Below are 24,583 nucleotides of genomic sequence, written 5' to 3'. Positions count from 1 at the left end.
TCCGAAATTGACCGTCGAACGGGCCTCCACGCACCCTGATTCCGACCGTATTGTCGACAACCTCGCCACGGAGCCACCGAGCTACCAGCTGCGAATGATCCGACTCGTTCTGGGACACAAGGGGAGCCCATCACATTGCCCTCGCTGTTGCATTGCCGGACCGAGTCGCCGTCGCGAAGTTTGTCTTCTCGGCGCTGGCGCACCTGCAGAACCGACCGGCTTGCCAGATGATGACAGCGATAACGGCGGACCAGGGCGGATGCTGGCGGCCCGCCCGTGGACGGAGCACACCAGGTCGGCGGAGGTGCTGGACGTTCTCCCGGGCGGTACCGGTACGCCCGGCTTGGTGTAGCAGCGCATGTAGCAACGACCGTGGACATCGGCGGACGACCATAGACGTCGGTGGACATTGCGACCTGGACACGTCCCGCCGCCGCAGTGATCGAGCCGTGCCTTCTAAGCACTGGGTCGCAGGTTCGATCCCTGCCGGGCGCACCGATCCGTGTATTGCGCGAACCTCCGTACCGTCGCTGGATGGTTGCGTTCCGTCCTGCCCGCTGTCGCTGCCGCCCGTGGGTGCGGCTGGCTGGGTGGGGATGCGGAACGTGGGCTGGATGTGGGCGCGGCTGGTCACGGTGATCTCAGCCACGAGGGCCTCGGTGAGCCGGCGCAGTGTGGCCGGCGCGCCGTCGTGGATGGCGTCGGCGATCTGGGTGGACAGGCGGGTCAGGTCGGCGGCGGTGGGTGGGACGGGCTGGGTGGCGTCGTCGGCGAGGTGGTCGACGAGTTCGGCCCGGCGGCCCTGCAATTCCTTGATCTTGATGGTGAGTTTCTCGATGCGGCCACCGGCGAGGGCGTCGGTCATGGTGCCGGCTTCGAAGGCGTTGAAGTAGCGGTCGATCGCGGTCTCGGCCTTGCTGATCTCGCTGTCGACGGTGGCGAGTTCGTCGCGGTGGGCAGCGCGGGTGTCGGCGATGCGGCCGGCGAGCGAGGCAGCGGCTTCGGTGACCAGTCCGCCGCCGGCATAAGTTTCGATCATGGCATTGAGGATGGCGGTGTCGACCTGTTCGGCGGGCAGGCGCTCGGCGGGGCAGATGCTGGTGCCGTAGCGGTTGCGGGTCCAGCAGCTGTAGTAGCGGTATCGGTAGAGGTTTCCGCGAGCGGCGGTGCCGATGTAGTGCCGGCCGCAGTGGGCGCAGCGGATCTTTCCGGTGAGCAGGTAGTCGGAGCCGGACGCGGCGCGTTTGGTGGCGGTGGATTTGGCGCGTTCCGTCAGGATCTTCTGGGCTTGGCCGAAGAGGTCGGGGTCGATGATGGTGGGGTGTGGTGCGGCGTGCTCGACATCACGGAAGCTGATGTAACCGAGGTAGACGCGGTTGCGCAGGATGGTGAGGATCGCGGCGGGAGACCAGGGAAGGCCGGTTTTGGTGCGCAGGCCGTCGCTGGTGAGTTTGCGGGCGATGGCCTGGCTGCCGAGGCGGTCGTTGACGTACTCGGTGAAGATGCGGCGGACGATGGGGGCTTCGACGGGGTCCACCGTCAGGTGATCGGTGGTGGGGTCGATCTGGTAGCCGTAGGGGCGGGATCCGCCTTGCCATTGCCCGAGGCTGGCTTTGACTTCCATGCCGTTGATGACACGGTCGATGATGAGGGCGCGTTCGAACTCGGCGATGACGCCGAGAATCTGGATGATCATTCGTCCGGTGGCGTTGCCGGTGTCGAAGGGTTCGGTGGCGGAGCGGAACGCGACTCCGGCCTTGTCGAGGGTTTCGAGGAGTTCGGTCAGGCCGCGTAGGGAGCGGGTGAGGCGGTCGAGGCGGTAGACGAGCAGGATGTCGAACTTCCCGGCGCGTGCCGCGGTGAGGGCGCGTTGGAGCTGGGGGCGGTCGGTGGTGGCGCCGGACGCCTGGTCGACGTACTTGCTGGTCAGTTCCCAGCCGTCCTGGCTGGTGATGAACGCCAGGAGCTTGATCTCCTGCGCTTCCAGGGAGAACGGCTGGTTCTTCTCGTCGGTGGAGATGCGCAGGTAGATCGCTACCCGTTTGGTCGTGCGGTCGGGCTGGTGGATGCGACTTTTTCGATGGCTGGACGTCACGTCAGTTCTCCTCGGGAATGAACGATCGACAGGTCAGCGACGCGCCGATAATGGTGGACGCCGGGTTATCGCTGTTTATTATCGCTCGCATTCAACGGCGGGACGACCGTCATTCGACATCATTTGGCTGCTCTTCCTGTTGCCTGCTTCGATGTGCGCGAAGGAGGTCCGTGAGGGCGCTGACAGCGGCGGCGTGTTCCTCAACGGTCAGAGGAATGAAGTGCGGCGCCGCGACGACTACGTCGATAGATGGGAGGGCTGGGCTTCTCCGCCTGACAGGTTTCTTCGGCCGGTGGGTGGCCGGGCGGCGTCCGACTACGGGCCGGGTTGCGCTCGGGTCTGGCGGGGTCGTGTCATCGGTTGACGCGATAGCCCTGTTCTCCTCTGCCTAGGCACCACGGACTTTTCCTGCTCGACGTCGCACTCCGACACGGCGATCTCCGTCGAGACTTTTCTCAACTTCCGATACCCGGAACGTGGGCATCCGGGTTTTCTTTTGGTTTTTGCTTGCAAGGGCGGCGGTTTGGAGTTCTCCTGCTGGCGGCCCGGCACATGTCGGGTCGCCGTTCGGAAATATGCGGAGGGTTTCTGGTGTCGGTTTCCTTGAACGACGACGAAGACGGGTCCGGGTCCGGTACCTCGCGACTGGTGGCAGGGGCACTTGCCGCCGCGGAGGGGTCGGTGACGGTGGCGGAGCTGGTGGAGAAGACGGGGCTGGCGCGCACGACGGTGAGTCGTTCGTTGACTGTGCTGGAGGCCGGCGGTCGTGCCGTGCGCGTTCCCGGCCGGCGGCATGGTGCCGGCCGGGATCCGGACCAGTGGAGCCCCACCGGCAAGCCGGGTTCGGCTGACACGGCACCGCCGCCGGTGCCGTCCAGCCCGGGGGCCGAGGTGCCGTCCCCGGGCGGCAGGGCCGAGGTCGACGGTGCGCCGGTGTGGAGGACACAGGGCCGGGTGACGTCGACGGGTAGCCGGCTGGCGCCGGGTGGGTTGCGGGAGTTGGTGGTGGCCTGCCTGGGCCGGGATCGGACCCGGGCCTGGTCGGCCGGGGAGATCGCTCGCGTGGTAGGCCGTTCCGCCGGGGCGGTGACGAACGTGTTCGATCTGCTGATCGCGACCGGCGTCGCCGAACAGGCCGGGACGTGCCGTCCCCGCCGCGTCCGCCTCCGATGAGGCGAGGCCTCCGGCGGCCCGCCGGCCCGTTCCCGCCAGGTCACGACCGGGAGCCGGACCCGGTCGGGAACCAGCCGCAGGGGCAGGACCGCGTGTCGAGGCTGGTGGACTACGGAGCGGGCAGCAGCGTTCTCACCGGCTACCTCGACGGGACAGAGATCCTGATCCGCCCCGAGGGCGGCACCGCAACCGGGCCGGTGATTCTGCTGCGTCTGCACAACACCCTCGGCGATGTCGGCGCCTGCTATCTGACCCCGGCGGAAGGCCGGGCGCTGGCGGCGGCGCTGCACCGCGCCGTCGACCAGCAAAGCCCGTCCTCGGGAACGGCCGTCGCGCCGAGGTGAGAGCACACTGGCGGCCGGTGGGAGAGCCGGCCGCCGCCTCTCCCTGTGGACGGGGCTCACGCGATCTCCGGGAGATGCGGGGCCGGGAGCGGGGCGGTGCCGACACTGAACTCGTTGATCTGTAGAGCGAATCCGCTGTTTGCCAGTTCGTTCAGCCGGAGGCGGCGCCGAGTGCCAGCCGCGCTGGCCAGCCAGACCGGCCCGCTCGCGCCTTCTCCCGACGCGGCGAGGAGCTCGGCCGTCGTGGTCGCGATTCCCTCCCGACCGGCTCCGATGAGCCTGTGGTGGAAGTGCGTCTCACGAAGCGCGGAATGTAGGTGGAACAGGACGGTCATGCCCGGATAGTGAGTCGCATAGGCGGTGATCTTGCTGCCTAGCCGTTCCAGCGACTCGGTCCCCCGGTCGTACTCGACGAAGAACGTCGTCACCCTCGAGCCTTCGATCCACCGGCCGTACCCATCTGGACGGACCGCCCCTGCGAGCCGGTGCCATTTCATCACCTCGTAGATGGTGGATTCCGAGTACCAGCTGGCCAACCGGGTCGCTGGACGGGCAGCCGCGTCTCGAGCGAGGCTGGTGAAAAAGCCGTTCACACCCAGCTGGTGCTCGAGGGTTCCGCTCCGCGCCAAGCGGAGCACCGCGGTGTTGTGCGCCGACCGAGACACCGGCCGCTCTGCCCGCGCAGCAGCGAGGAGCTGCACCGCCGGATGGCTCAGCGTGTACCGCCACGCCTGCGACCCGGGATACACCCGCGCGCGGAACCGCTCCAATGCCCCTCGGCGCGTCAACGCCAGCAGCCGGCGCTGCGCCCGATCCACCGAGGGATACAGCAACGCGGCCACCTGCTCCGCGGTCAGGACACGATGCGCCGCCAGCACATCCAGTAGGTAGAGATCTCTGTCGGTCAAACCCTGCAGGAGCGCCAGCGGACCTACCGGCCGGCCCCGCCCGCGCGTCGAAGTCGTGGGAATACCTGCTCCAGGACGTCGAGTCTGGATCCGTCCGCGAACCCACCCAGCCGCGCTGACCTGCGTCAACGCACGCGCCGGCTATCCGGCTGGCCCGCCGTCTCATAAGGCGGTGGGCCAGCCGGTCCCAGACACGGTCGGCCAACCGGACCGCCACGCGGACCCGTCGTAGGGGTCGCGGCGGTGCGCTGGCCGACCGGCGTGCTTGGCTAGGAGGTGACCTTCAGGAAGGTTCGTGGACGGAGAATGGTCGCCATCTCTGTCGTCCCTCCTTTCCGGCACGACGCCACACATGTGGCACCCGGCTGCGGACCCGCGTCCCCCGCTCACGGGAAACAGCTCCCGGGAGCGGCTCGCAGGCCACCCGACTCACAGCAACACCCGCTGGACTTCTCGCTCCGTCACCAGTCCGGTGGACCGCCGACGGAAACGAGTCCCAGCGCCTCGCTGCTACCACCACCCCGTCTCCCACCGAACCGGCCGCCCGCTAGCGGGTCGGTGCCCGGCGGTCAAGGGGGCGGATACGACCGTAGCTCCATTCCACCGTCCGGGACAAGCCCGCCCACGACCTCTCAATTCGCCTCGAAACAGCCCCTCAAAGCCAGGGAAGCGACACTCGGCGGCGCTGTTCCCGCAGGCCACAGACCCGCAGCCCCCTCCGATCGACATAAGGGACATACCAGGGCGATGATTATTTAACCGGCGAACCTGAAGTTCTGCTCACGCAAACGAACATCGGCTAACTACTCGGCGCTGGCAGATCGCGGTTGTTGGCCAGCCGCCGATGGGCAAGCTTCTCTGCAGTTGACCACAGCGGGGCACCGCAGCGGCGCCTGGCCAAGCGCTGCTGCGGTGCCCCGCTTTGAGACAGCCGTGGCCAACCGATCGCCCCGGCGGCCAAAACCGATGGACGGCGCCAACGCCCGGGACGATCGTGGTCACCCGTGGAACAGCGCGAGATCTGGGACGTTGATGCCGCTCAGCGCTATGACACGCCGGGCGTCGGTATGTTCGCCCCCGAGGTAGTGGGGCCGACCGTGGACCGCTTGGCAGGGCTCGCGGGCACCGGGAGGGCGTTGGAGTTCGCCATCGGCACCGGCCGGGTAGCCATCCCGCTCGCCGCGCGAGGGGTGCCCGTCACCGGGATCGAACTATCCCTCCCGATGATCGAACGGCTACGCGCGAGGGCGGACGAGGCGGCGATTCCCGTCATCGTGGGAGACATGGCGACGGCGGTCGCTCCGGGCACCTACGCCCTCGTCTACCTCGTCTACAACACGATCTCCAACCTGCTCACGCAGACCGAGCAGGTCGCCTGCTTCCGCAACGCCGCCCGTCACCTCGCCCCCGGCGGCCACTTCGTGATCGAACTGTGGGTGCCAGAGCTACGCAAGCTTCCACCAGGCCAGCAAGCCGTCGTCTGGCAGGCCGACCCCGACTACATCGCTCTCGACACCTACGACGTCCTGCACCAACACGTCGTCTCACACCACATCAGGCTCGAGGAGAACGGAGAAGCCCGGCTGGCACGCAGCCACCACCGCTACATCTGGCCAGCCGAACTCGACCTCATGGCGCAACTGGCAGGCTTCGAACTCGAGACCAGGCACGCCGACTGGCACGGCACCGCGTTCACCACCGAGTCCCGATCGCACGTCTCCGTCTACCGCATCCCGGCGAATCGATCGATCTAAACCCAGCTACGGCGCGTAGCCAGGAACCAGCAAGCTCATGCCACCACAAGGCATCCGCCTCGGCCGACGACGGGCGCAAGAATGCCCCGGCATTGCTCAGCACCACCCGCAGCCTGGCCAACAACGACGGCTCCCGGCCATCGACGGGCCGATCATCTCACCGAATGGCCATCTGTCCCCGATCTCTACGACCATGCACGCAACGATTAGTTTTGGACCGCTTCCGGTCGGTTGGCGGTCCAGGAGGCACGGCTGATCGCGTGGACGTTGTTCGCCTTCCACGGGCCGACGTCGGCGATCTCGCGGAAGGTCATCCCGAGCTTGTGGGCGATCATGTTCATGCCCGCGTTCTCCTGGTGTGTGGCGGTGATCAGCTCTTCGACGTCGAGGTGGGCGAACCCGAAGTCGAGCGCCGCCGTGATCGCCTCGGTGCCCAGGCCCTGGCCCCACCGGTCGCGGCGGATCGAGACCGCGACCTCGACACCCGGCCAGCCCTGGGCGAAGTAGGTGCCGGCGCGGCCGAGGAACTCCCCGCTGGCCCGGTCCTCGACCGCCCACATGCCGTGCCCGCGGATCGCCCACATGCCGATCAGATGGGTGACCAGCCGCTCGGTGCCCGCCCGGTCGAACGTGCCGTCCAGGTAACGCATCGTCTCCGGGTCCGCGTTCATCGCCGCGTAGGGGTCGAGGTCGGCAGCCCTCCAGCCGCGCAGCACCAGCCGTTCGGTGAGCACGGTGGGGATGGTGACCACCGTCGGGGTTCCGTAGTGGAGGGTCATGGTCACGCCTGGCCCGTGGTGAGTTCGAGGCGAGGACGTGCCTGCCAGCGGTCCCAGAAGTCCCGGACGGGTTCGACGGTGGGATGGCCGGTGAACGCCGTGGCGATCTCTGCGACCCGGTCGGAGACCGAGGCGGTCGGCCGGGTATCCAGCATGTCCACGACCTTCCCGGCCATGGTCGCGGCTTCGTCGATCTCGGGCTGTTCACGGGCGGTGAGGCTGGCCGCGACGGCGAGCAGCGCGTGGCCGTAGTCCTCGAAACCGCCCGCCTGCCCGCCTTCGTACGCAGCGAGCGCGGCGCGGGCGATTGGCTCCGCCTCGACACCACCGCCGATCCGGGTCAGGACCCCGGCGTACATCATCTCGGCGGCGGCGGGGCCGAACGGGCTGATCCCGGGCTGCAGCGGCAGGTCCGTGACCGACGTTCGCATCCGGTTCAGCGCCGCCCGGGTGCCCTCGACGTCGCCGAGCGCGCCGAGGGCACGGGCCTCGTAGCTGGCGATCCGCGCCCGGGTGTACGGGTGGTCCGCCACGACGGCGGTCCTGCGCGCCGAGACGGCGGCTTCCTGGTAGCGGCGGCCGTAGAACGCCAGCGTCGTCACCATCTCCCCGACCGACGCGGTGAGCACCACGTCGTCGGTCTGGCTCGCGTGGTCCTCGGCGAGGCGGATGAACCGGCGTGAAGCCAGCGTGTCTCCGAGGTTGAACGACAGCCGCGACAGCATGTAGGAGGCGTAGCCGGCGGCGACGGTGAGCCGGGTCTGTGGGCGGGCCCGGCCGCTGCCGTTCATCAGGTGGTGGTGTGCCGACTTCCAGGTCTTCCACACCTTCGGTGCGAGTCGCTGGTGCGGTTCGACGGTGAACGCGACGGTATGCGCGTTGATCGCGTCGTCGATCTCGTCGAGGGTCAGCACATCGGGTGCGGACGAGGTCCATTCCCGGTACATCTGGGCGGCGACGAGGCTCGCGGCGGCGAGTTCGAACGCCTGTCGGCGGTTGGCGTCCACGGGTTCCTCCTGCCTGCTCGGGTCGAGCCCCAGATCCCGGGCCCGCTTCTCCCTGACAGCTTCGTCCCGCAATCGCCGGATGGCTCCCCCTGCGGCCAACGCCGTGTCCAGCGCGTCCGCGAGGTCCGCGGACGGGATCTCCTGCCCGTTGACGGCGCGGGAGATCTGCTGGCGTTTGAAGCCGGTGCGGGCTTCGAGCCGGCTGTTGTTGGTCCGATGCTGGTCACGCAGGTTCTGCAGGAGATCGGCCAGGTTGGCGAGTGCGTCGTTTCGCTGACCAGCTTGCACCTTCGGCCTCCCCGTCGACGCCTTCGCAGGTGGGTGCAACGAGCTGTTGCATGCACGCAACGAGCCGTTGCGTTCTGTTGCTCCGTTTGGGCGCAGTGTGTCATGGGTGCTGCGCGCGGTGAACACGCCGATCCGGTCCCGTCCGTTCCAGCAGCTCACAGCGGATCAACTCCCCGGATCGTGTCGCGTCGCCGCTTCAGCTCCCGCCGGGCCTGGGCCGAGTCGTGCGGCCCGGGTTCGGCGGGCTCCACCCGTCCACACCGATCGCATCGTTTCGAGGAACCCGTGTCTGTTGCGCCCACCGGCATGCCTGTCCCGGCCGTCCCACGATGGCGGCGCCCGTCCACGCTCGATCCGACGGTGCCCGATGCCGTCGAAGTCGCCCTCGACGATCACCGCGTGTTGATCAGGTCGAGTCTGGGCCCGTCGGTGCGGACCACCCCCGGCGCGTTCGGGGACTTCGTCCGTGCGGTCAAGCGGGGCGAGTACGACGACCTGCTCGGCGAGGGAGCGTGATGCCCGCCTCGGCGCAGGCGTCGATCGCGCTACTGCACACGGCCATGGTCGACCTGGTCCTGGCGAAGGAGCCCGTCTCGGCCCCGGTCGTGGCCGCGTTGCGCGCCGTGCCCCGGGACCTGTTCCTGCCCGACGCCTCCACCGAGGAGGCCTACAAGGACGACGTCGTCGTCACGAAATGGGATGTCTACGGAGCACCGCTCAGCGCGGTGTCGCGGCCCTCCACCGTCGCGGCGACGCTCGAGCAGCTCCGGGTCGAACCCGGCCAGCGGATTCTGGAGATTGGCTCCGGCGGCTACACCGCGGCGCTGTTGGCTGAGCTGGCCGGGCCTACCGGCCACATCACCACCATCGACATCGACCAGTCCGTAGTCCACCGCACCCACGCCTGTCTGGACAAAGCCGGCTACACCGACGTCACGGCACTGATCAACGACGGCTATTTCGGGTTTCCGCTCCGCGCTCCTTACGACCGGATCGTCGTCACCGTCAACGCACCCGACATCCCACCGGCCTGGACCGTCCAGCTCGTCCCCGGCGGACGCATCGTCATCCCGCTGCAGCTACGCGGCCTGCTGCGCACCGTCGCGTTCACCTGGGACGGCGAGGTTCTAGCCTCGGACTCGATGCGGCCGTACGGCTTCGTCCGTCTCCAGGGTGCCGGGGCCCGTGTCTCCTCGCCTCGGATGATCCGCCTGACCGACGGGGTCCATCTTGACGTCGACGACGGCCAGGACGCTGATCCCGACGCGCTCCGCGACGCGATCAGCGGGCCGAGCCACACCCACTCCGCCGGGGTGTCCCTCTCCCCCTCCGCAGATGACCTGCCGAGTCTTGATCTGTGGCTCGCCACCGTGCAGCCCACCTACGGCCGGCTCCACGGCACCGACGCCTCCGCAGGAGCCGAACTGCCTGCGCCCACGACTCCGGCCGGGGTGTCAGCCTGCTGGTCCGACGACAGCCTCGCCTACCTGACCTTCAACCCGACCGGCGGGACCGGGGTTGAGATCGGGGTCGTCGCGTACGGCCCCGACCGTTACCGGCTCGCCGACCTGCTCACCGACGACGTCCGCATGTGGGACGCCGAGCGGCGCGGTGGGCCGGACCCCACCATCCGCGTCTACCCCACCGAGGCCGGCCGCGCCTCGGCGCCGGCCGGCCGGATCCTCACGAAACCATCCGCCCAGCTCCTGATCACCTGGGGCTGAAACCCAACCATCCGACGATCGTGAGAGGAGAACGGTGTTGAGCGACGTGCACGGGCATCAACGACCGCCCGCAGCCGACGAGGAAGCACGCGCTGAGGATCTGCGGGCCCGCCTCGTGGATGACCTCGTCGGGGCGGGCTCGATCAGAACGAAGGAGGTCGAATCCGCGTTCCGCGCGGTGCCGCGGCACCTGTTCGCTCCCGAGGTGTCGCTCCAGGACGCCTACGCCGACGACATCGTGCGGACCAAGCAGGACCAGCACGGCATGACCGTCAGCTCAGTCTCCGCGCCCTGGCTACAGGCCACGATGCTCGAACAGGCCGGGATCAGCCCCGGCATGCGGGTACTCGAAGTCGGCTCCGGAGGCTACAACGCCGCACTGATCGCGGAACTCGTCGGCCCGACCGGCGCGGTGACCACCATGGACATCGACGCCGACGTCACCGAACGAGCCCACCACTGCCTCGCAGCGGCAGGCTACGACCAGGTCCACGTCGTGCTGGCCGACGCCGAACACGGCGCCCCCGAGCAGGCACCCTACGACCGGATCATCGTCACCGCGGGCGCCTGGGACATCCCACCCGCCTGGACCGATCAGCTCGCCCCGGACGGCCGGATCGTCGTCCCCCTGCGGATGCGGGGGCTGAGCCGCACGGTCGCGCTCACCCCCCGCGACGGCGTTCTGGTCAGTCTCGACCATCAGATGGCCGGCTTCGTGCCCGTGCGCGGCGACGGCGCCCATCCCGAACGCCTCGTCCCGCTTCACGATGCCGACGTGGGCCTGCGGTTCGACGAGCAGGTTCCCGAACTCGACGCCGCCGCGCTGCGGGCCGCGCTGCTCACCCCGCGGGCCGAGGCGTGGTCGGGGGTGCGGTTCGGCGGGATGGAACCGTTCGACGGGCTGCTGCTATGGCTGGCCGGCACCCTCGACAACTATGGCCTGCTCTCCCGCGCCCGCTCCCAGACCGCGCGAGAACTCGTCGACCCCGTCTCCCCCATCGGCACCCCCACCGCCGTGGAAGCGGACAGCTTCGCCTACCTCACTCTACGAAAGGTCGAGGACGGCGACGACACCTACGAGTTCGGCGCCTACGCCCACGGACCCCACGCCGCCCACCTCGCCGACCTGGTCATCACGCAGGTCCAGGTCTGGAACCGCACCCATCGCGACGGGCCCGCGGCCACGATCAGCGTCCACCCGGCCACAACTCCGGCAGAGGCACTCCCGGCCGGCCGGGTGATCGCCAAGCGTCATCGCATCGTCGTCCTGAGCTGGCCCTGACCAGCACAGCGACACACTCACCACCACCCTTCTGAAGGAAGGCATCGCCATGACTCCTGCCCACTCAACCGCCCCGGCTCCGCTCCCCCTCGCCGGCGACTACGACCTGGACGTCGAGATCGTCGACGGCGGACCCGTCATCCCCGAGCTGCTGCGCTCCACCAGCGACAACTGCGGCAAGACCTGCTCGTCGGCCTGCACCAGCTGCAAGCAGAACTGAACCTCCGCCGCTGAGAGGTGCGTGATGTACCGCAGCCTTGACGTTCCGCTGCTACGGATGGCGGTGGTCCCCGCCGATGTCGACCTACCGCCATGGCCCGACCTCGACGACAACACCGACGGCGCTGTAGCCGGCTGGACGGATTGGCTGCGGGACATCTGGGCACGGTCCGTGTTCGCCGACGCGATGACGCTCGCCAGCCCGTCGCTGGCGGCGCGGGTCGCGTCGATCTTCGACGGGCAGTGCCACGATCGGCGGGCCGTCCGGCGGGCTGTCACGGCGACAGCCCGGTACACGTTGCGGATGCTCGGGCGCGCCACCCCGTTCGGCCTGTTCGCCGGTGTCGGGCCCGCGGGTTTCGGCCCGCGGGCCCGTGTCCGGCTCGGCGACGAGCATCGGGTTCACGCCCGGCCGGGCGGCGGCTGGCTCGCCGCGCTCGCCGACGATCTGGAAGCGTGCGACATGCTGCTGCGGCGGCTGCCGGTTGCTGCCGACGGGCTGCCAGTCGCCCGAGGCGACCGACTGTTCATCGGCCCTGTTGTCCGGCCCGGCGACGATGCCGGGGAGGAGACGGTGGTCGAGGTGTCGGTGCGCCGCACCCGGGTTGTGGAGGCCACATTGCGCCAGGCGGCGAGCTCGCGGCCCGTCCCCGAGCTGGTCGCTCGCCTCGCCGCCGACGCACCCGCCTCCGCTACCGGCCAGATCGAGACCATGGTGATCGAGCTGGTCCGCCGCCGGTTCCTGCACACACCCCTACGCCCGCCGACGACCATCACCGATCCGCTCGGCGAAGTCACCGACCAACTGGCCGCGGCACGGACTTACGACCTGCCCCCACTCGCCGGCCGCCTCAGCACGATCCGCGACCTACAAGACCTGCTCACCCACCACGACAACTCGAGCTCGGCCTCGCACCGTCGCGCGCTGCGCACGCAGGCAGCTGCACTTCAACGGCGCGTCGTCCCCAGCGCCGACCCGGACCTCGACGTAGGCCTCGTATTGAACGCGGATGTGGTCCTACCGGCGGCTGTCGCCGAGGAGGCAGGGGCCGCCGCTCAGGCGCTCGCCCGGCTCACGCCGCCGACTGCCGTCCCCTCGGAGTGGGCGGACTGGCACGAAGCCTTCCTGGAACGCTACGGTCCCGCCGCCCTCGTCCCACTGCTGGAAGCCGTCAACCCTGACACCGGCCTCGGTCTGCCCGCCACCTTCCGCGGCTCCACACGCTCCCACCGCCCCGGCGGGAACGCGGCCCGCGATCAGCGCCTGGCCGCCCTCGCGCAGCGGGCGGCCCTGGACGGCTCGCTCGAGGTACGCCTCGGCGACGCCGCCATCGCGGCTCTGGCCGGCGACACCGCACCGGCCAGGGTTCCACCGCACGCCGAACTCATTGCCGAGGTCCACGCCAACGACCTGCCGGCCTTGTCCCGCGGCCTGTTCACCCTGCGTGTGACCGGAGGCGGACGCGCCGCCGCAACCACCACTGGCCGCTTCCTGCACCTGCTCGACCCCGCGTCCTTCGACCGGTTCCGCGACATCTACGCCGCACTGCCCACCATGCGGGCCGGCGCGACGGCCGCGCAGGTTTCCTGTCCGCCGCTTCCCGCAGCCACCGTCGGCGTGGCCCGATCACCGCGGCTCACCGACACGGTGATCACGCTTGCCGAGCATCACGACGCCGGTCCGTGCGTGCTGCGTCCAGCCGATCTGGCTGTCGGTGCCGACGCTGAGGGGCTTTACCTGGTGTCGCTGCCCGACCGGCGTCTCGTCGAGCCGTCCGCCGCGCACGCGGTGGAGTTCCGGTACCACACCCACCCGCTGGCACGGTTCCTGTGCGAGCTGCCCACCGCCCGCGTCGCCGTCTCCATCCCCTTCTCCTGGGGCACCGTCAGTGGGCTGCCGTTCCTGCCCCGGCTCGTCCATCGGCGCACCGTGCTCGCCCCGGCCCGCTGGAACCTCACAGCCGCCGACCTGCCCGGCCGCGCCGAGCCGGCGAAGGAATGGCGCGAGGCCCTGGCCCGCTGGGGCGGCACGATCCCAGTGCCCGCACGGGTCCAGCTCGTCGAGACCGACAACCGGTTGCGTCTCGACCTGCACGCTGACTCTCACCTGGCCCTGCTACGCGATCACCTGCACCGCCACGGCTCCGCTCGACTCGACGAGGACGCCGCCCCGGGCGCCTTCGGCTGGCTCGACGGCCACGCCCACGAACTGGTCATCCCGCTCGCCACCACCGCCGCACCCCTCCCGGGACCAGCACCGGAACGCCTCGCGGCAACCGTGCCCGTTACTCGGTCGGATGCCCAGCTACCCGGTGTGTCGCCGTGGCTGTCGGCCCGGCTCTACGGCCACCCCGACCGGGCCACCGATCTCCTCACCCGCCTCCACAACCTCATGGACGCGTGGCCCGACCCGCCCGCGTGGTGGTTCCTGCCCTACCGCGACACCGAGCCCCACCTGCGACTACGCCTCGCCGTCAACGAACCTGGCGGCTACGGGCCGGCGGCCACGCGGCTGGGAACCTGGGCGGCGGCACAGCGCGAGGCCGGACTGCTGTCCCACCTCCACCTCGACACCTACCAACCGGAAACCGGCCGCTACGGCTGCGGCCCGGCGATGACCGCCGCCGAAGCCGTCTTCAGCGCCGACTCCGCCGCCGCCCTCGCCACCCGCCGCCTCGCCGCCAGCGCCCGCCTGCCCGTCGAAGCGCTCACCGTCGCCGGCCTGATCGACATGGCCATCGCCTTCACCGGCGCGTCTTCCACCGGCATGCGGTGGCTTCGTGACGTGCTGCCCCACGAGCCCGCCCGCGTCCCACGGACGGAACGCACCACCGCACTGCACCTGGCCAACCCCCGAGATGACTTCGCCCGTCTGCGGGCCGTGCCGGGGGCCGACACCGTGTTGTCCGCCTGGCAGACGCGGGCAGCAGCACTGGCTGCCTACCGGAATGCCCTCGCCGCGCAGCGCCCGCCTAACCAGGCCTTGGCCTCGCTGCTGCACCTGCAGGCCGTCCGAACCCTCGGCCTGAACCCCGCCGCCGAACAGACCTGCATCGCTCTCGCCCGAGCCACAGCCGCACGCATCCTCGCGACCACCGAAGCAACCGTCTCGTGATCGACCGCGATCAGGCCGCCGCCACCGCAGCCAGCCTCGCCACCCGTCTCACCATCCCGGCTCAGAGCGAACTCGGGCAGACCGTGCAGTCGCTCGCCGACGGAGCGGCCGGCATCGCCCTCCTCCATGCCGAACGAGCGCACGCCAGCGCCGAGCGCTGGGAGCCCGTCCAGACGTGGCTGACCGCGGCCACCTCCGGCCACGTCAGCGTGGCGATGGACAGCTCGCTCTACGCCGGCGCCCCGGCGGTCGCCTTCGCCCTCCACACCGCCGCCGGGCAGAGCCGCCGCTACACCACAGCGCGCACCGCGCTCGATCAGGCCGTCGCCACCATCGCCCACCGCCGCGTCGACGCCGCCAACGCCCGCATCGACCGAGGTGAACCGGGACGGTTCACCGAGTACGACGTCATCAGCGGGCTGACCGGCATCGGCGCCCACCTCCTCGCCCACACCCCCGGCGACGACGCCCTCGGCCGCATCCTCGCCTACCTCGTCCGCCTCACCACACCCCTCAACCTCGGCGGCGAGGAACTCCCCGGCTGGTGGTGCAGCCACGACCCATCCCAGGGCAACGCGCCGGAATTCGCCGGTGGACACGCCAACCTCGGCATGGCCCACGGCGCCGCCGGCCCGCTGGCCCTGCTCGCGCTCGCTGCCCGCGCCGGGATACACGTCGACGGTCAGACCGACGCGATCAGCAGGTTGTCCGCCTTCTACGACCGATGGCGCCAAGACTCCCCTGCCGGCCCGTTCTGGCCCCAGTGGATCACTCGCGCCAACCAGCACTCCGCAGCACCGGCCCAGCCCGGCCCCGGCCGTCCGAGCTGGTGCTACGGCACCCCTGGGATCGCCCGCGCCCTTCAGCTTGCCGGCCTCGCCACCGGTGACACCACCCGCCAGAACTCCGCCGAACAGGCACTCGCCGCCTGCATCGCCGACTCCACCCAGCTCGCCCACCTCACCGACGCCGGGCTATGCCACGGATGGGCCGGGCTCTACCAAACCGTCACCCGCGCCGCCGCCGACGCCACCACCGACACCCTCAGCCGCCACCTGCCGACACTCGCGGCCTTCCTCCTGCTCTCGGCCCCTTCAACCAGCGGGCGGGCTGCTGGGCTCCTCGAAGGAGACACCGGCATCGCCCTCGTCCTCCACAGCGTCGCCACCGGCACACCGGCCACCGGATGGGACAGATGCCTGCTGATCCACTGACCGTCCCCAGCAGAGCCATCGGCACCGAACAGGCCGTACTCGCCGTGCTGGCCGGCATCCCGCTACCCACTGCGGCAGCCCATGCCGCCCTGCCTCCCGACCAGCTCGCCGCAGCCGTAGCCACCTACCAGGCGGCAGGTCGCGCCGCGCTCGCAGTCCAAGGCACCGCCTGGTTCCAGGTACGCGTCACGTTCCCCGACCCAGCGGACACAGAGACCGCCGCAGCCACCCACCTGGCACCCGTCCTGCGCCACGCCCAGGCCACCGACTCTGTCGACTCCTGGTGGTTCGTACGCAAGTCGCCCGACTGGCGGCTACGGCTCTCCCCAGCCAGCGGCCAATCTGTGGCGGAGCTCCGTGCCACCCTCCGCCCCGCCTTCGACGACCTGACCCCGGCCGGAACGATCCACACCTGGACGGAAGGGATCTACGAGCCGGAGGAGTACGCCCTCGGCGGCGAGATCGGCACCGACATAGCGCACCGGCTGTTCACCGCCGACAGCGGCCACATCCTCGACCGCATCCACAGCGAGATCACCAGCAGGACCCCGCCGACTCTCGGCCGCCGCGAACTGTCGATACTGTTGATCGGCACGCTCATGCGCACCGCAGGCCTGGACTGGTACGAACGCGGCGACGTCTTCGACCGCGTCAGCCGCCTACGCCCTCCACCAGCAACATCACCCACCGCCGCCGAAATTCAACGGCTGGCCACCGCTCTACGCAGGCTGCTGACCGCCGACACCGACCCGGCAGGCGACCTGTTCAGCGCGGACCGACCGCTGGCCAACCTGGCAATCTGGGCCAGCGCCTTTCACAATGCCGGTCGGGCCCTTGGCCAGGCCGCACACACCGGGACCTTGCGCCGCGGGCTACGCGACGTCCTCGCCCACCATGTGATCTTCCACTGGAACCGCCTCGGCCTGAATGTCGAGACCCAGGGCATACTCGCCGCCACAGCACGCGAAACCATTCTCCGCGCTCCCGCACTCCCCGAAGCGCTAACGCCGCAGGCACGCTGATGTGGCCGCCGCCGAACGACGCAGACACCGTCACCCGCATGCGCGCAGCGCACAAGCGCGCCAGCACCGCCCTCCGGGTCACGGTCGACCGGACCCAGGCTGAGGAAGCGTGGGGCTTCGCCGGACGAACTCTCGGCCGACCGGTAATGACCTCCGACAGCCCAGGCTGGCTGCGGATCGCCGCCGCCGAAGCTGGACAGCAGATCACCACGTTCTGGGACGGCGGGCGCACCGCACAGCAGGCGCTGCCAGCATCCATCCCACGCCCAGCGCTACGCGCGATCCACGACCATCACCACGACGGCTGGGACTACCGCGCCGAGCTGTACGACCGCGTCCACGTCCGACCTCTCGCCGTCACCACCGTGCCGCGGCGGCTCACCGACTCACCGAACAGGCAATGGTTCCAGGCACTGCGCCACTCCCTGCGCATCCTCGCCACGGTCTCCACCGACCGGCGCACCATCGAGCAGTCCAACCTCGACGACGTCATGCCCAGGATGCTCGGCGAACCGATCACCACCACGGCGCCCGCACCGTGGGTAACTGCGCACGGAGACCTGCACTGGGCCAACCTCTGCGGCCCCACCCTCCGCGTGCTCGACTGGGAAGGCTGGGGCCTGGCACCCTCCGGCTACGACGCCGCCACCCTCCATTGCCACAGCCTGCTCATGCCATCGCTCGCCGCACAGGTTCAGGCGCGCTTCGCAGACGTACTCTTCACCGAGAGCGGCCGGTACGCCGAACTGGCCGTCATCGCCGAGCTACTCGACGCCGTCCCCTCCGGCACCGGTATCGATCATGCGGGGCTGCTGCGCATCCGCGCCACACATCTTCTCCGCCGCGCCATACCCCGCCCGAGAGAAGGCACCGTCACGAGGCCAGGACAGACATGACACGCCGCAACGGCCATGCTCGGGAACAGCTCCTCCACTGGGCAGCGTTCCGAGCCTGCGCTGGGGCCGAGCATCTGCCCCCAATGCCTGGCATGCGGCGGTGGACAGCTCTGGACCCCCAGAGCTCGCCAGAACTGGCCCACGAGAAATCTCACCGCCACTGTGCCGGGAGGTGAAGCTGTCTCGCACCCGGCGGAGACCTGCAGGCAAGTCTCGCTATTCAGCGGAGGATCCCACATCAGCCAGAAGATGATCTGACGGTGATCTGACTGTTGTTGCGTATGCAACTTCTGTCAGATCACCGTCAGATCTCTACGGCCCTGCTCCACCTGCCCCGTGACTGCTCTCCGGACAGCCGCCGCGAGCCTGGCGCCCACCGGCTACGACGCCGCCACCCTCCACTGCCACAGCCTGCTCATACCGAAGGTCGCCGCACAAGTCCGAGCCCACTTCACCCACGCGCCCACCACTGAAAGTGGCCATTGCGCCCAACTGGTCGTCATCGCCGAACAACTCGACAGCGTCGACCTCGACCATGCCGGGCCACTGCGGGCCCGCGCCGCCCACCTTCCCGGCCGTCCCGTTCCCCATCCAGCCGAAGGCACCCAGAGGCGACCTGCGCATGATCTTACGGTGGTCCGACAGAGATTGCATACGCAACAACAGGCAGAGCGCCGACAGTCAGATCGCCATGATTCGAGATCAATCGGAAACGAAGTTGCGCGGTCTTCTTTTTGGCAGGCGCGCCCCACTTGCCACGCATACGCACAATTGAATTAGGCCATCGCCAGCCCAACTGCCGGGTAACTAGGTTGCGCGGAATAGGAGTTCCGGGGCAGGTTCATCACCCAGAACGCGGAGATCCATTCATTCTATCTCCACTCCACTAAGCCCGCAGCTATCAGGCCCAGTCGCGCTGCTCCAGTGAGAGCCTCAGACCACGACTCCGGGGAAGCGAAAATCGCATCCCTCGCCTTCGGCGCGTCGAGTCGAAATCCGAAGCCGTAGAAGACAAGAGCACGACGATGACGGCGGACCGAATCAAGCCATTCCGCAGTAGAGAAATTCGTTGCGATGGCGCGAACGGCACCGCCAGCATCAACAAGTTCCAGCGTCCGATTGACTGCACGGACTACGGCGCCGGCAACCTCGGGAACACTTAGGTGATTTCCATAAACTCGCCGGAATCCCGAGTTGCAGATCCGTTGAATCTGTAATTCGACTATTTGCTCGCGGGTCACACCCGACACAACAATTTGCCGGTGCGGCTGGAGGAAAAGCACCGGAATAGTGAGATCACTAAACATTCGACTTTCAAGAAGGATGCGAGTCGTCGTTAGCCCTACATGCGCTAGCGCCGGATGGGAGCCAAGCACGGAAAAAGCATCAACCTTGACGTTCCGCAGCACCTTCTCTATCTCACGCAACGTACCCTCGTCGGCCAACTCGAGGAGTTCTTCTCCGCGCGCCTGTAGCTGATCATTATAGCTTCGACCAAAGATATGGAAGAGCCGCGCTGGCAGCGCTCTCAGAAGCAGTTCCCAGGGCATCGCATCATCTTCATTTTCGGCGAAGGAAACAGTGCTCAATGACTTCGCCTTTTTGATGAACTCACTCGAATCCCCGCGCACCGCCGCGGCGACGACCTCAATCAGCGCAATCCTTGATTGATCTTGAGACGTTAGAGTATCTCGGAAATCATCCAACCCGCAGCGATCGAGAAGAAGGCAGAGAAAATCGCCAGCCGCTTGATCCCCCCAAATGACCCACTGAAGGGCGCTCATCGAACCGACGTTGTGCACAAGATACTGGACCGAAAACTGGTGTAGCGATTGACGTCCCATGTATGCGGAAAAAAGATCGAACTCATCGGAGGCTTCGCTCCATCTACCCTGCATCACCAATGACTCGATCAGAAGACGGCGGGCTTCAACAATAGGCCTGGCGTGCGATCCATCGCCATCTGCAAGGATCCTCCGAGAGGAACTCTCCGCTTCCGCAAGACGGCCGGCTTCCAAGTGATACCCTACTGACGAAAGATCATTCATGAGCTCAGTAACTGGGGTAGAAGGCAGCTTCTGAATCAGATCAAGGAAGCGACCGTGTAGCGACTGCAGACGCATATCGCCCGGATCCCGGCGGACCTGAGATTGCAGAACAAAGAACGCATTCGTCGCAAGGTAAACGGCAGCGTCCGGCTCCTGCTGGGACATGGTATCAATATAGTTGTAGAGATCTTCAGTAAGGAGCTCGGACAGGCGCCCATCAGGTACATCAATATCGCCATGTTGATATATTTTGGCAAGAATAATTCTACTTTGAATGGCAAGCAACTCGTTCGGGTTCTCAATCTTGGCTAGCCAGGAAAGCTCAAGTTCCAGCAGTTCGGCGGCCTCGGCCGCCCTACCCTGACTCTCATGGAACGCGGCAATATTTCCGATGAGCAGGGCCGAGATATTACTCTTGATGGAAAGTCTTCTAATATGGACCGCCAGTGAAATTGCATGCTGCGCGACGTCCCAAGTCCATTCCGAACGACCGACCTCCATGCCGACACTCAGCCATCGATCAACATGACAAGCCATTCTTGATATATAGGTCGATGCGACCCCATATTTCTCGATTTCACGCCGAAGAATATCTTGCAAAACCGAGTTCATCGACACGGTCGCATCGGTTCCTACATAATCATCAACAGTTGAGATGAGCGGTTCAGAGCGGCGAATAAACGAGATGTCTAAAAGCAATCTGATGTTTTCGTGCACAACACCTTCGGCCTCATCCATAACCATGGCGGTAACGGGTCCACCCGGTACGTCTTCGGGTGGAATAAATGTAGCTACGATCGCAAGGTGTACCGGGATCCGAGACGGGCCGACAAAGCACATATGCCCCAGTAGATCCAGGGGGCGTAGCGGAACCCCAGTTTGCCGCTCGGCCGTGCGAACAAGGCGCTCAAGTCCGACTTGAACAGCCGAGACGAGCGTACGAGGGTAACCCAAGGGTAGCGAAGATGCGTCGTCCATAGCACGACTCAGAACCATCTCACGATAGTCCCCGATCCGCTCTAGATCAATCCCGCAGCTAACGATGTAGCCGCTTGCCAATTCAATGGCAAGCGGCCAATAGCCCAATACTTGCACCAGATCAGCAAGCGCTTCTGCGTGGCGTTCGACCTCTCCGGCAGAAATTCGGATTCGCCGCGCCAACAATCCTAGCGCCTCGTCGTGAGACATCGGTTCCACTTCGAACCGGCCTTGAAAATCGTTCCACCCATTGCGTCTCACTGAAGTGATGAGTATGTGACCTCGCCCGAACCTAGGTAGCCAGGAGCGAACACTATCCGGCGCGGCGTCGTCGAATACTATCATCCATCGACCCGGAAGTTGCTGCAAGATCACATGAACCCGCTCGCGAAGGAGACTAATTTCTATCTGATCTCCTCGATCATCCGTGGAATCAGCGAGAAATCGCCAAAGACGGAGATAGGATGCAACTAGAGAGTCTTCCGATGAAGCATCTACCCAGAACACTAGATCGTATCTGTACGCAAACGATGCAGTGAAGGCCGCAGCCAGGCTCGACTTTCCGATTCCTGATAGGCCTGTCAACACGCAGACTGAAGGTGAATTCTCCCGAACTCCGGGCGAGGAGAAGTTTTGACTGATCCGCTCGAGGAGCTCGTCGCGAGGAATATCGGGGATCGGAGGAACCGGCCCGGCGACTACGCCCCAGTCCCGTCGCCCGAGTGCCTCACCGAGAATATCTTCCTCAACAGAAACGTCTGCGCGAAACTCGGATAAGGTCCATCTGGAGGCGCTCGGATCGGCCGCCCGGCGGAGAGTCTCGGACACCAAGTAGCCCAAAACCAATCCACCCGAATGTTTACCCAAGCCAACTTGAGAGTTCAATCGAATGGATTTTATCGCGAAATGAAGATCCTCACGAATCTCGTCTATTTCGCGGTGATCGAATTCTATGGTTGAACGACTCAAGCGCGCCAGATGCATCGGAGACAACGAGGTAACTCGGTCGAGCGATCTGGGCGCTCGGGCGAACAAGCCGGTGAGTCTGTAGTGCAAAGTGGCAGGGTTTCCTTCGCAGTCGCGGAGGCTTTTTGCGAATGCCTGACAAGTATCGTCCGGAACCGCCTGCGTGATAAGCTTGTACCGTTCAGATTCGGTTGCCGTCGCCAGTTTCACCAAAATGGAGAGTGCTTCGGGAGCACCGAGCCGACGCCCCGGCGTCGCACTCTTGACTTGTGCGGCTACCAAACATTTTCCTAGATCATCAACTAGATCAAAATCAACTGCATCCTGCCCACCGAGGGACGTCGGGTCAACCGGTCCCTCTACGCGACAGGCGTGATGTCTCGGCTTCTCGGAAGCGACCAAGATGGCTTCCAACGTTCGCAAATACTGGTATTGAAAGCCCCGAGCTGCTGCCCGGCCTCCGTCCAGTCGTGCCATCGTCTCGCTCCCCGTCGGACATGCGCCTGCCTTCCCGAACGGTACAACCATCCACCGACATGCATCTGCCGATCCACGATTCGTCCGTGACCAGGCTGCTGGAGCAGCCGCGTTCAGGACGTCACAGGTGGCCGCCGCGCGGTTCTGTGACCACCGACCCACTGGTCACTCGTGGCCGCCTCCCGGGCGGGGACACAGCCGCCGCAGGCGGGATACTCAAGAGATAGCTAGGTGTCCGCTGTCTCTTGAGGACTACGACCGTCATCACCCCCTCCAGGTTGACAATGCTGATCAAGCTGTGTCTGTCAAAGCAAAAGCGCCAGGCTACGACCTCGTCACGGCGTTGCGACCGTCGGGGCTCTACCCGCTTCGGTTGGATCGGGCGTCGCCAACCGCAGGAACGCTCCCCGCGAGACGCGTTTGTCGACAGTCGTCTGAGGGCACCACGGTCTGGCGGGTGGTTTGAGGTGTCCGGCCGCTAATGCTCTGGCCGATACGTGCGCTGGGCCGGGCGGCTCGGCTCCCATGATCGCGGTCAGCAGCGTCAGACCGCCGGGATGAAGCGGCGGAAGGGTCCTGCGGGTGAATGCGGCAGTCCGATCAGGTGGGTGCCGGATACCGGATCGGTGCTTGCGAGGTGGCTGCCGAGCAGGGAGGTGAGGCTGGCGGCGACGGCAGCGATGTCGGCAGCGGAGCCGTGGAAGGTGGGTACCGAGCAGCCCCGGGTCGGAATGAGTTCGTCCTGAGCGGACACGTCTTTCCAGAAGGTGTGGAAAGGCTCCAGTGCGCCGTTGGCGATGACTCGTCTGCCGGCCTGTTGGTCGATTGTGTAAGGCCCAGCAGGACTAGCAGGGTCGCTGACGGTGAGCAGTCCGAGAGTGCTGGTTCCCGCGTCTGTTGCGACCTGGGCGAGCAGTGGGCGCACCGTCGCTGGAGCCAGGTCGTCGAGCAGTTGACCGATGGCGCGAGAGATGGTGGCGTCGATGACGAGGTCAGCCTCCGCGAGGAGCGTGGCGAAGTTGTCTGGGATGAGCCCGACATACGCCTCGAGTTCGATGTCGTCGCGGATGGCGGCGAGGCGCTTTCGCAGTGCCTCTACTTTCGCTTCGCCGATGTCGTCCTCGGTGAAGTCCTGACGGACCAGGAGTCCTCCGGTGACGGTGCCAGGGTCGCAGAGGACGAGGCGTCTGGCGCCCGCGCGGGCGGTGAACTCCGCGATCCAGGACCCCAAACCGCCGCAGCCCCAGATGTGGATGGTTTTTCCTAGGTAGGCGCTGGTGGGACGGCTGGTGTCGCGTCGGGTTGTGACGCTGTCCCGTTCGTCGGACACGGTGCACCACTCCACAGGTGTCTGGATGTCGAGCGCCTCAGTATCGATTCTGATCATGGGGTCGCGGCGCTGGCGGACGAGTCGCCGCAGTTCGTCGGCCGTTGTGGCGGGCACTCGGCCTGCGAGGAGATGCGGCGGTCCGCCGGTGGGGTGAGGGACCGCGAGGATGAACATTTGGGGTGTGCGCGCCGGGTTTCGGATGGCGGCAGCCGCGAGCGCCGCGAGAAAGGCCTCTGCTTGAGGCCGGGGCCGCGGAGTGACGGGGGCCCCGGGCGCGCTCGCGGTGTCGAGCCGCGTCAGCAGGTCGGATAGCCGGGTCCCCGCGCCGAGAGGTAGGGGGCCTGCCACCTGGAAGAGCACGGTTCGGTGCTGGTCTGGGTGACCGCCGTCGTAGTGAAGGTCATACCGGTGTGGTGATCGCACCGTGAGGAAGGCGGGTCGTGCCTTGGCCGGCGTGCCGGATTCACGAACGACGATGGTGGGGGTGCCCGGCGTGCGATGGAGGATGCCGCCGACGGCGTGGTGTAGGGCCGCGTCGGGGTTGAACCGTGCTGCCGCCGCGTCTGCCAGCCAGTCGTGCAGCCGATCGATCGCACCGGCGAATCCTCGCTGCGGGTTCCACTCCCGCGCAGGATCCAGGTAGATGCACAGCCGTCGCCCTTCTAGCACATGCGGGTAGCCAATGAACCGATCATGGTCGACCTCGACGGACGGCGGCACCGGCCGAATAGGGCCGATTCCCAGCAAGAACTCCTCGTACTCGTGCAGGGGAAGGCCGCGCGGGGCGCGGGGCAGGTCGGCGGTCCGCAGGCGGATGCGGGTTTGAACGAACCCGCGGTCGATCAGCCTGGGGCGGTCGAGCAGTCGGAACTCGCCCGGTAGGGCGACTGCGACCGCGTCCAGCTCACGGACGGCTGACTCCTGCCAGTCCGTGAACCGGACACGCTTCCGCTTCGTCACCACC

17 protein-coding genes are annotated in these 24,583 nt (G+C 67.1%); 11 read left to right on the top strand and 6 right to left on the bottom strand.

Annotated features, from left to right (window positions below; genetic code table 11):
- Window positions 1-130: 130 nt before the first annotated feature.
- Complete coding sequence (locus ACG83_RS15090) at window positions 131-2,095, bottom strand: recombinase family protein (RefSeq protein ID WP_054566850.1); 1,965 nt, start codon at window positions 2,093-2,095, stop codon at window positions 131-133.
- A 591-nt stretch (window positions 2,096-2,686) separates the two neighbouring features.
- Between ACG83_RS15090 and ACG83_RS15085 the strand changes: the two genes are divergently transcribed.
- Together ACG83_RS15085 and ACG83_RS15080 are read left to right on the top strand one after the other, a co-directional pair.
- Entirely contained in the window at window positions 2,687-3,268 is a 582-nt protein-coding gene (locus ACG83_RS15085; protein ID WP_161934763.1) for a MarR family transcriptional regulator, read from the top strand.
- A gap of 92 nt (window positions 3,269-3,360) precedes the next feature.
- Window positions 3,361-3,612 (top strand): hypothetical protein, encoded by a 252-nt coding sequence (locus tag ACG83_RS15080; RefSeq protein ID WP_054566848.1) that lies wholly within the window; start codon window positions 3,361-3,363, stop codon window positions 3,610-3,612.
- Window positions 3,613-3,668: 56 nt separating this feature from the next.
- Here ACG83_RS15080 and ACG83_RS15075 read toward each other — a convergent pair whose 3' ends face one another.
- Window positions 3,669-4,520: a replication-relaxation family protein gene (locus ACG83_RS15075; RefSeq protein ID WP_161934762.1), complete on the bottom strand. Its 852-nt coding sequence runs from the start codon at window positions 4,518-4,520 to the stop codon at window positions 3,669-3,671.
- A 1,004-nt stretch (window positions 4,521-5,524) separates the two neighbouring features.
- Here ACG83_RS15075 and ACG83_RS15070 point away from each other — a divergent pair.
- The gene (locus ACG83_RS15070; RefSeq protein WP_054566846.1) at window positions 5,525-6,274 is read left to right on the top strand and encodes a bifunctional 2-polyprenyl-6-hydroxyphenol methylase/3-demethylubiquinol 3-O-methyltransferase UbiG; all 750 of its coding nucleotides are present in this window, start codon (window positions 5,525-5,527) and stop codon (window positions 6,272-6,274) included.
- A 206-nt stretch (window positions 6,275-6,480) separates the two neighbouring features.
- Here ACG83_RS15070 and ACG83_RS15065 read toward each other — a convergent pair whose 3' ends face one another.
- Both ACG83_RS15065 and ACG83_RS15060 read right to left on the bottom strand, forming a co-directional pair.
- Complete coding sequence (locus tag ACG83_RS15065) at window positions 6,481-7,053, bottom strand: GNAT family N-acetyltransferase (RefSeq protein ID WP_054566845.1); 573 nt, start codon at window positions 7,051-7,053, stop codon at window positions 6,481-6,483.
- A 2-nt stretch (window positions 7,054-7,055) separates the two neighbouring features.
- On the bottom strand, window positions 7,056-8,348 hold the full coding sequence (locus tag ACG83_RS15060) for a hypothetical protein (protein WP_063793091.1): 1,293 nt from the start codon (window positions 8,346-8,348) through the stop codon (window positions 7,056-7,058).
- Window positions 8,349-8,633: 285 nt separating this feature from the next.
- Here ACG83_RS15060 and ACG83_RS15055 point away from each other — a divergent pair, with 285 nt between their 5' ends.
- The 8 genes from ACG83_RS15055 (at window position 8,634) to ACG83_RS15025 (ending at window position 17,820) form a co-directional block, all read left to right on the top strand.
- Window positions 8,634-8,864 (top strand): DUF397 domain-containing protein, encoded by a 231-nt coding sequence (locus ACG83_RS15055; RefSeq protein WP_235497916.1) that lies wholly within the window; start codon window positions 8,634-8,636, stop codon window positions 8,862-8,864.
- Complete coding sequence (gene fxlM / locus ACG83_RS15050) at window positions 8,864-10,072, top strand: methyltransferase, FxLD system (RefSeq protein ID WP_054566842.1); 1,209 nt, start codon at window positions 8,864-8,866, stop codon at window positions 10,070-10,072. Before ACG83_RS15055 ends, fxlM (ACG83_RS15050) begins: the two co-directional genes overlap by 1 nt.
- A gap of 37 nt (window positions 10,073-10,109) precedes the next feature.
- Complete coding sequence (gene fxlM, locus ACG83_RS15045; protein ID WP_347280105.1) at window positions 10,110-11,354, top strand: methyltransferase, FxLD system; 1,245 nt, start codon at window positions 10,110-10,112, stop codon at window positions 11,352-11,354.
- A 49-nt stretch (window positions 11,355-11,403) separates the two neighbouring features.
- Entirely contained in the window at window positions 11,404-11,574 is a 171-nt protein-coding gene (locus ACG83_RS42385) for an FxLD family lanthipeptide (RefSeq protein ID WP_076825254.1), read from the top strand.
- Between the two features lie 24 nt (window positions 11,575-11,598).
- Entirely contained in the window at window positions 11,599-14,688 is a 3,090-nt protein-coding gene (locus ACG83_RS15040; RefSeq protein ID WP_054566841.1) for a lantibiotic dehydratase, read from the top strand.
- Complete coding sequence (locus tag ACG83_RS15035; protein ID WP_054566840.1) at window positions 14,685-15,902, top strand: lanthionine synthetase C family protein; 1,218 nt, start codon at window positions 14,685-14,687, stop codon at window positions 15,900-15,902. The genes ACG83_RS15040 and ACG83_RS15035 overlap by 4 nt, the downstream gene beginning before the upstream one ends.
- A complete protein-coding gene (locus ACG83_RS15030) occupies window positions 15,884-16,924 on the top strand; it encodes a thiopeptide-type bacteriocin biosynthesis protein (protein WP_054566839.1) in 1,041 nt (346 codons plus the stop codon). The genes ACG83_RS15035 and ACG83_RS15030 overlap by 19 nt, the downstream gene beginning before the upstream one ends.
- A 146-nt stretch (window positions 16,925-17,070) precedes the next feature.
- Window positions 17,071-17,820: a hypothetical protein gene (locus tag ACG83_RS15025; protein WP_235497915.1), complete on the top strand. Its 750-nt coding sequence runs from the start codon at window positions 17,071-17,073 to the stop codon at window positions 17,818-17,820.
- Between the two features lie 872 nt (window positions 17,821-18,692).
- On the opposite strand, the gene ACG83_RS42380 is transcribed toward ACG83_RS15025, so the two are convergent.
- Both ACG83_RS42380 and ACG83_RS15015 read right to left on the bottom strand, forming a co-directional pair.
- A complete protein-coding gene (locus ACG83_RS42380; protein ID WP_161934761.1) occupies window positions 18,693-22,289 on the bottom strand; it encodes an NB-ARC domain-containing protein in 3,597 nt (1,198 codons plus the stop codon).
- A 544-nt stretch (window positions 22,290-22,833) separates the two neighbouring features.
- Entirely contained in the window at window positions 22,834-24,579 is a 1,746-nt protein-coding gene (locus ACG83_RS15015; protein ID WP_054566836.1) for a ThiF family adenylyltransferase, read from the bottom strand.
- Window positions 24,580-24,583 lie beyond the last annotated feature (4 nt).

Origin of the sequence: Frankia sp. R43 (assembly GCF_001306465.1) — a bacterium.
GTDB classification, from domain to species: domain Bacteria; phylum Actinomycetota; class Actinomycetes; order Frankiales; family Frankiaceae; genus Parafrankia; species Parafrankia irregularis.
The sequence above is the reverse complement of the archived record's forward strand: the minus strand, read 5'-3'. Positions and strand labels throughout refer to the sequence as shown.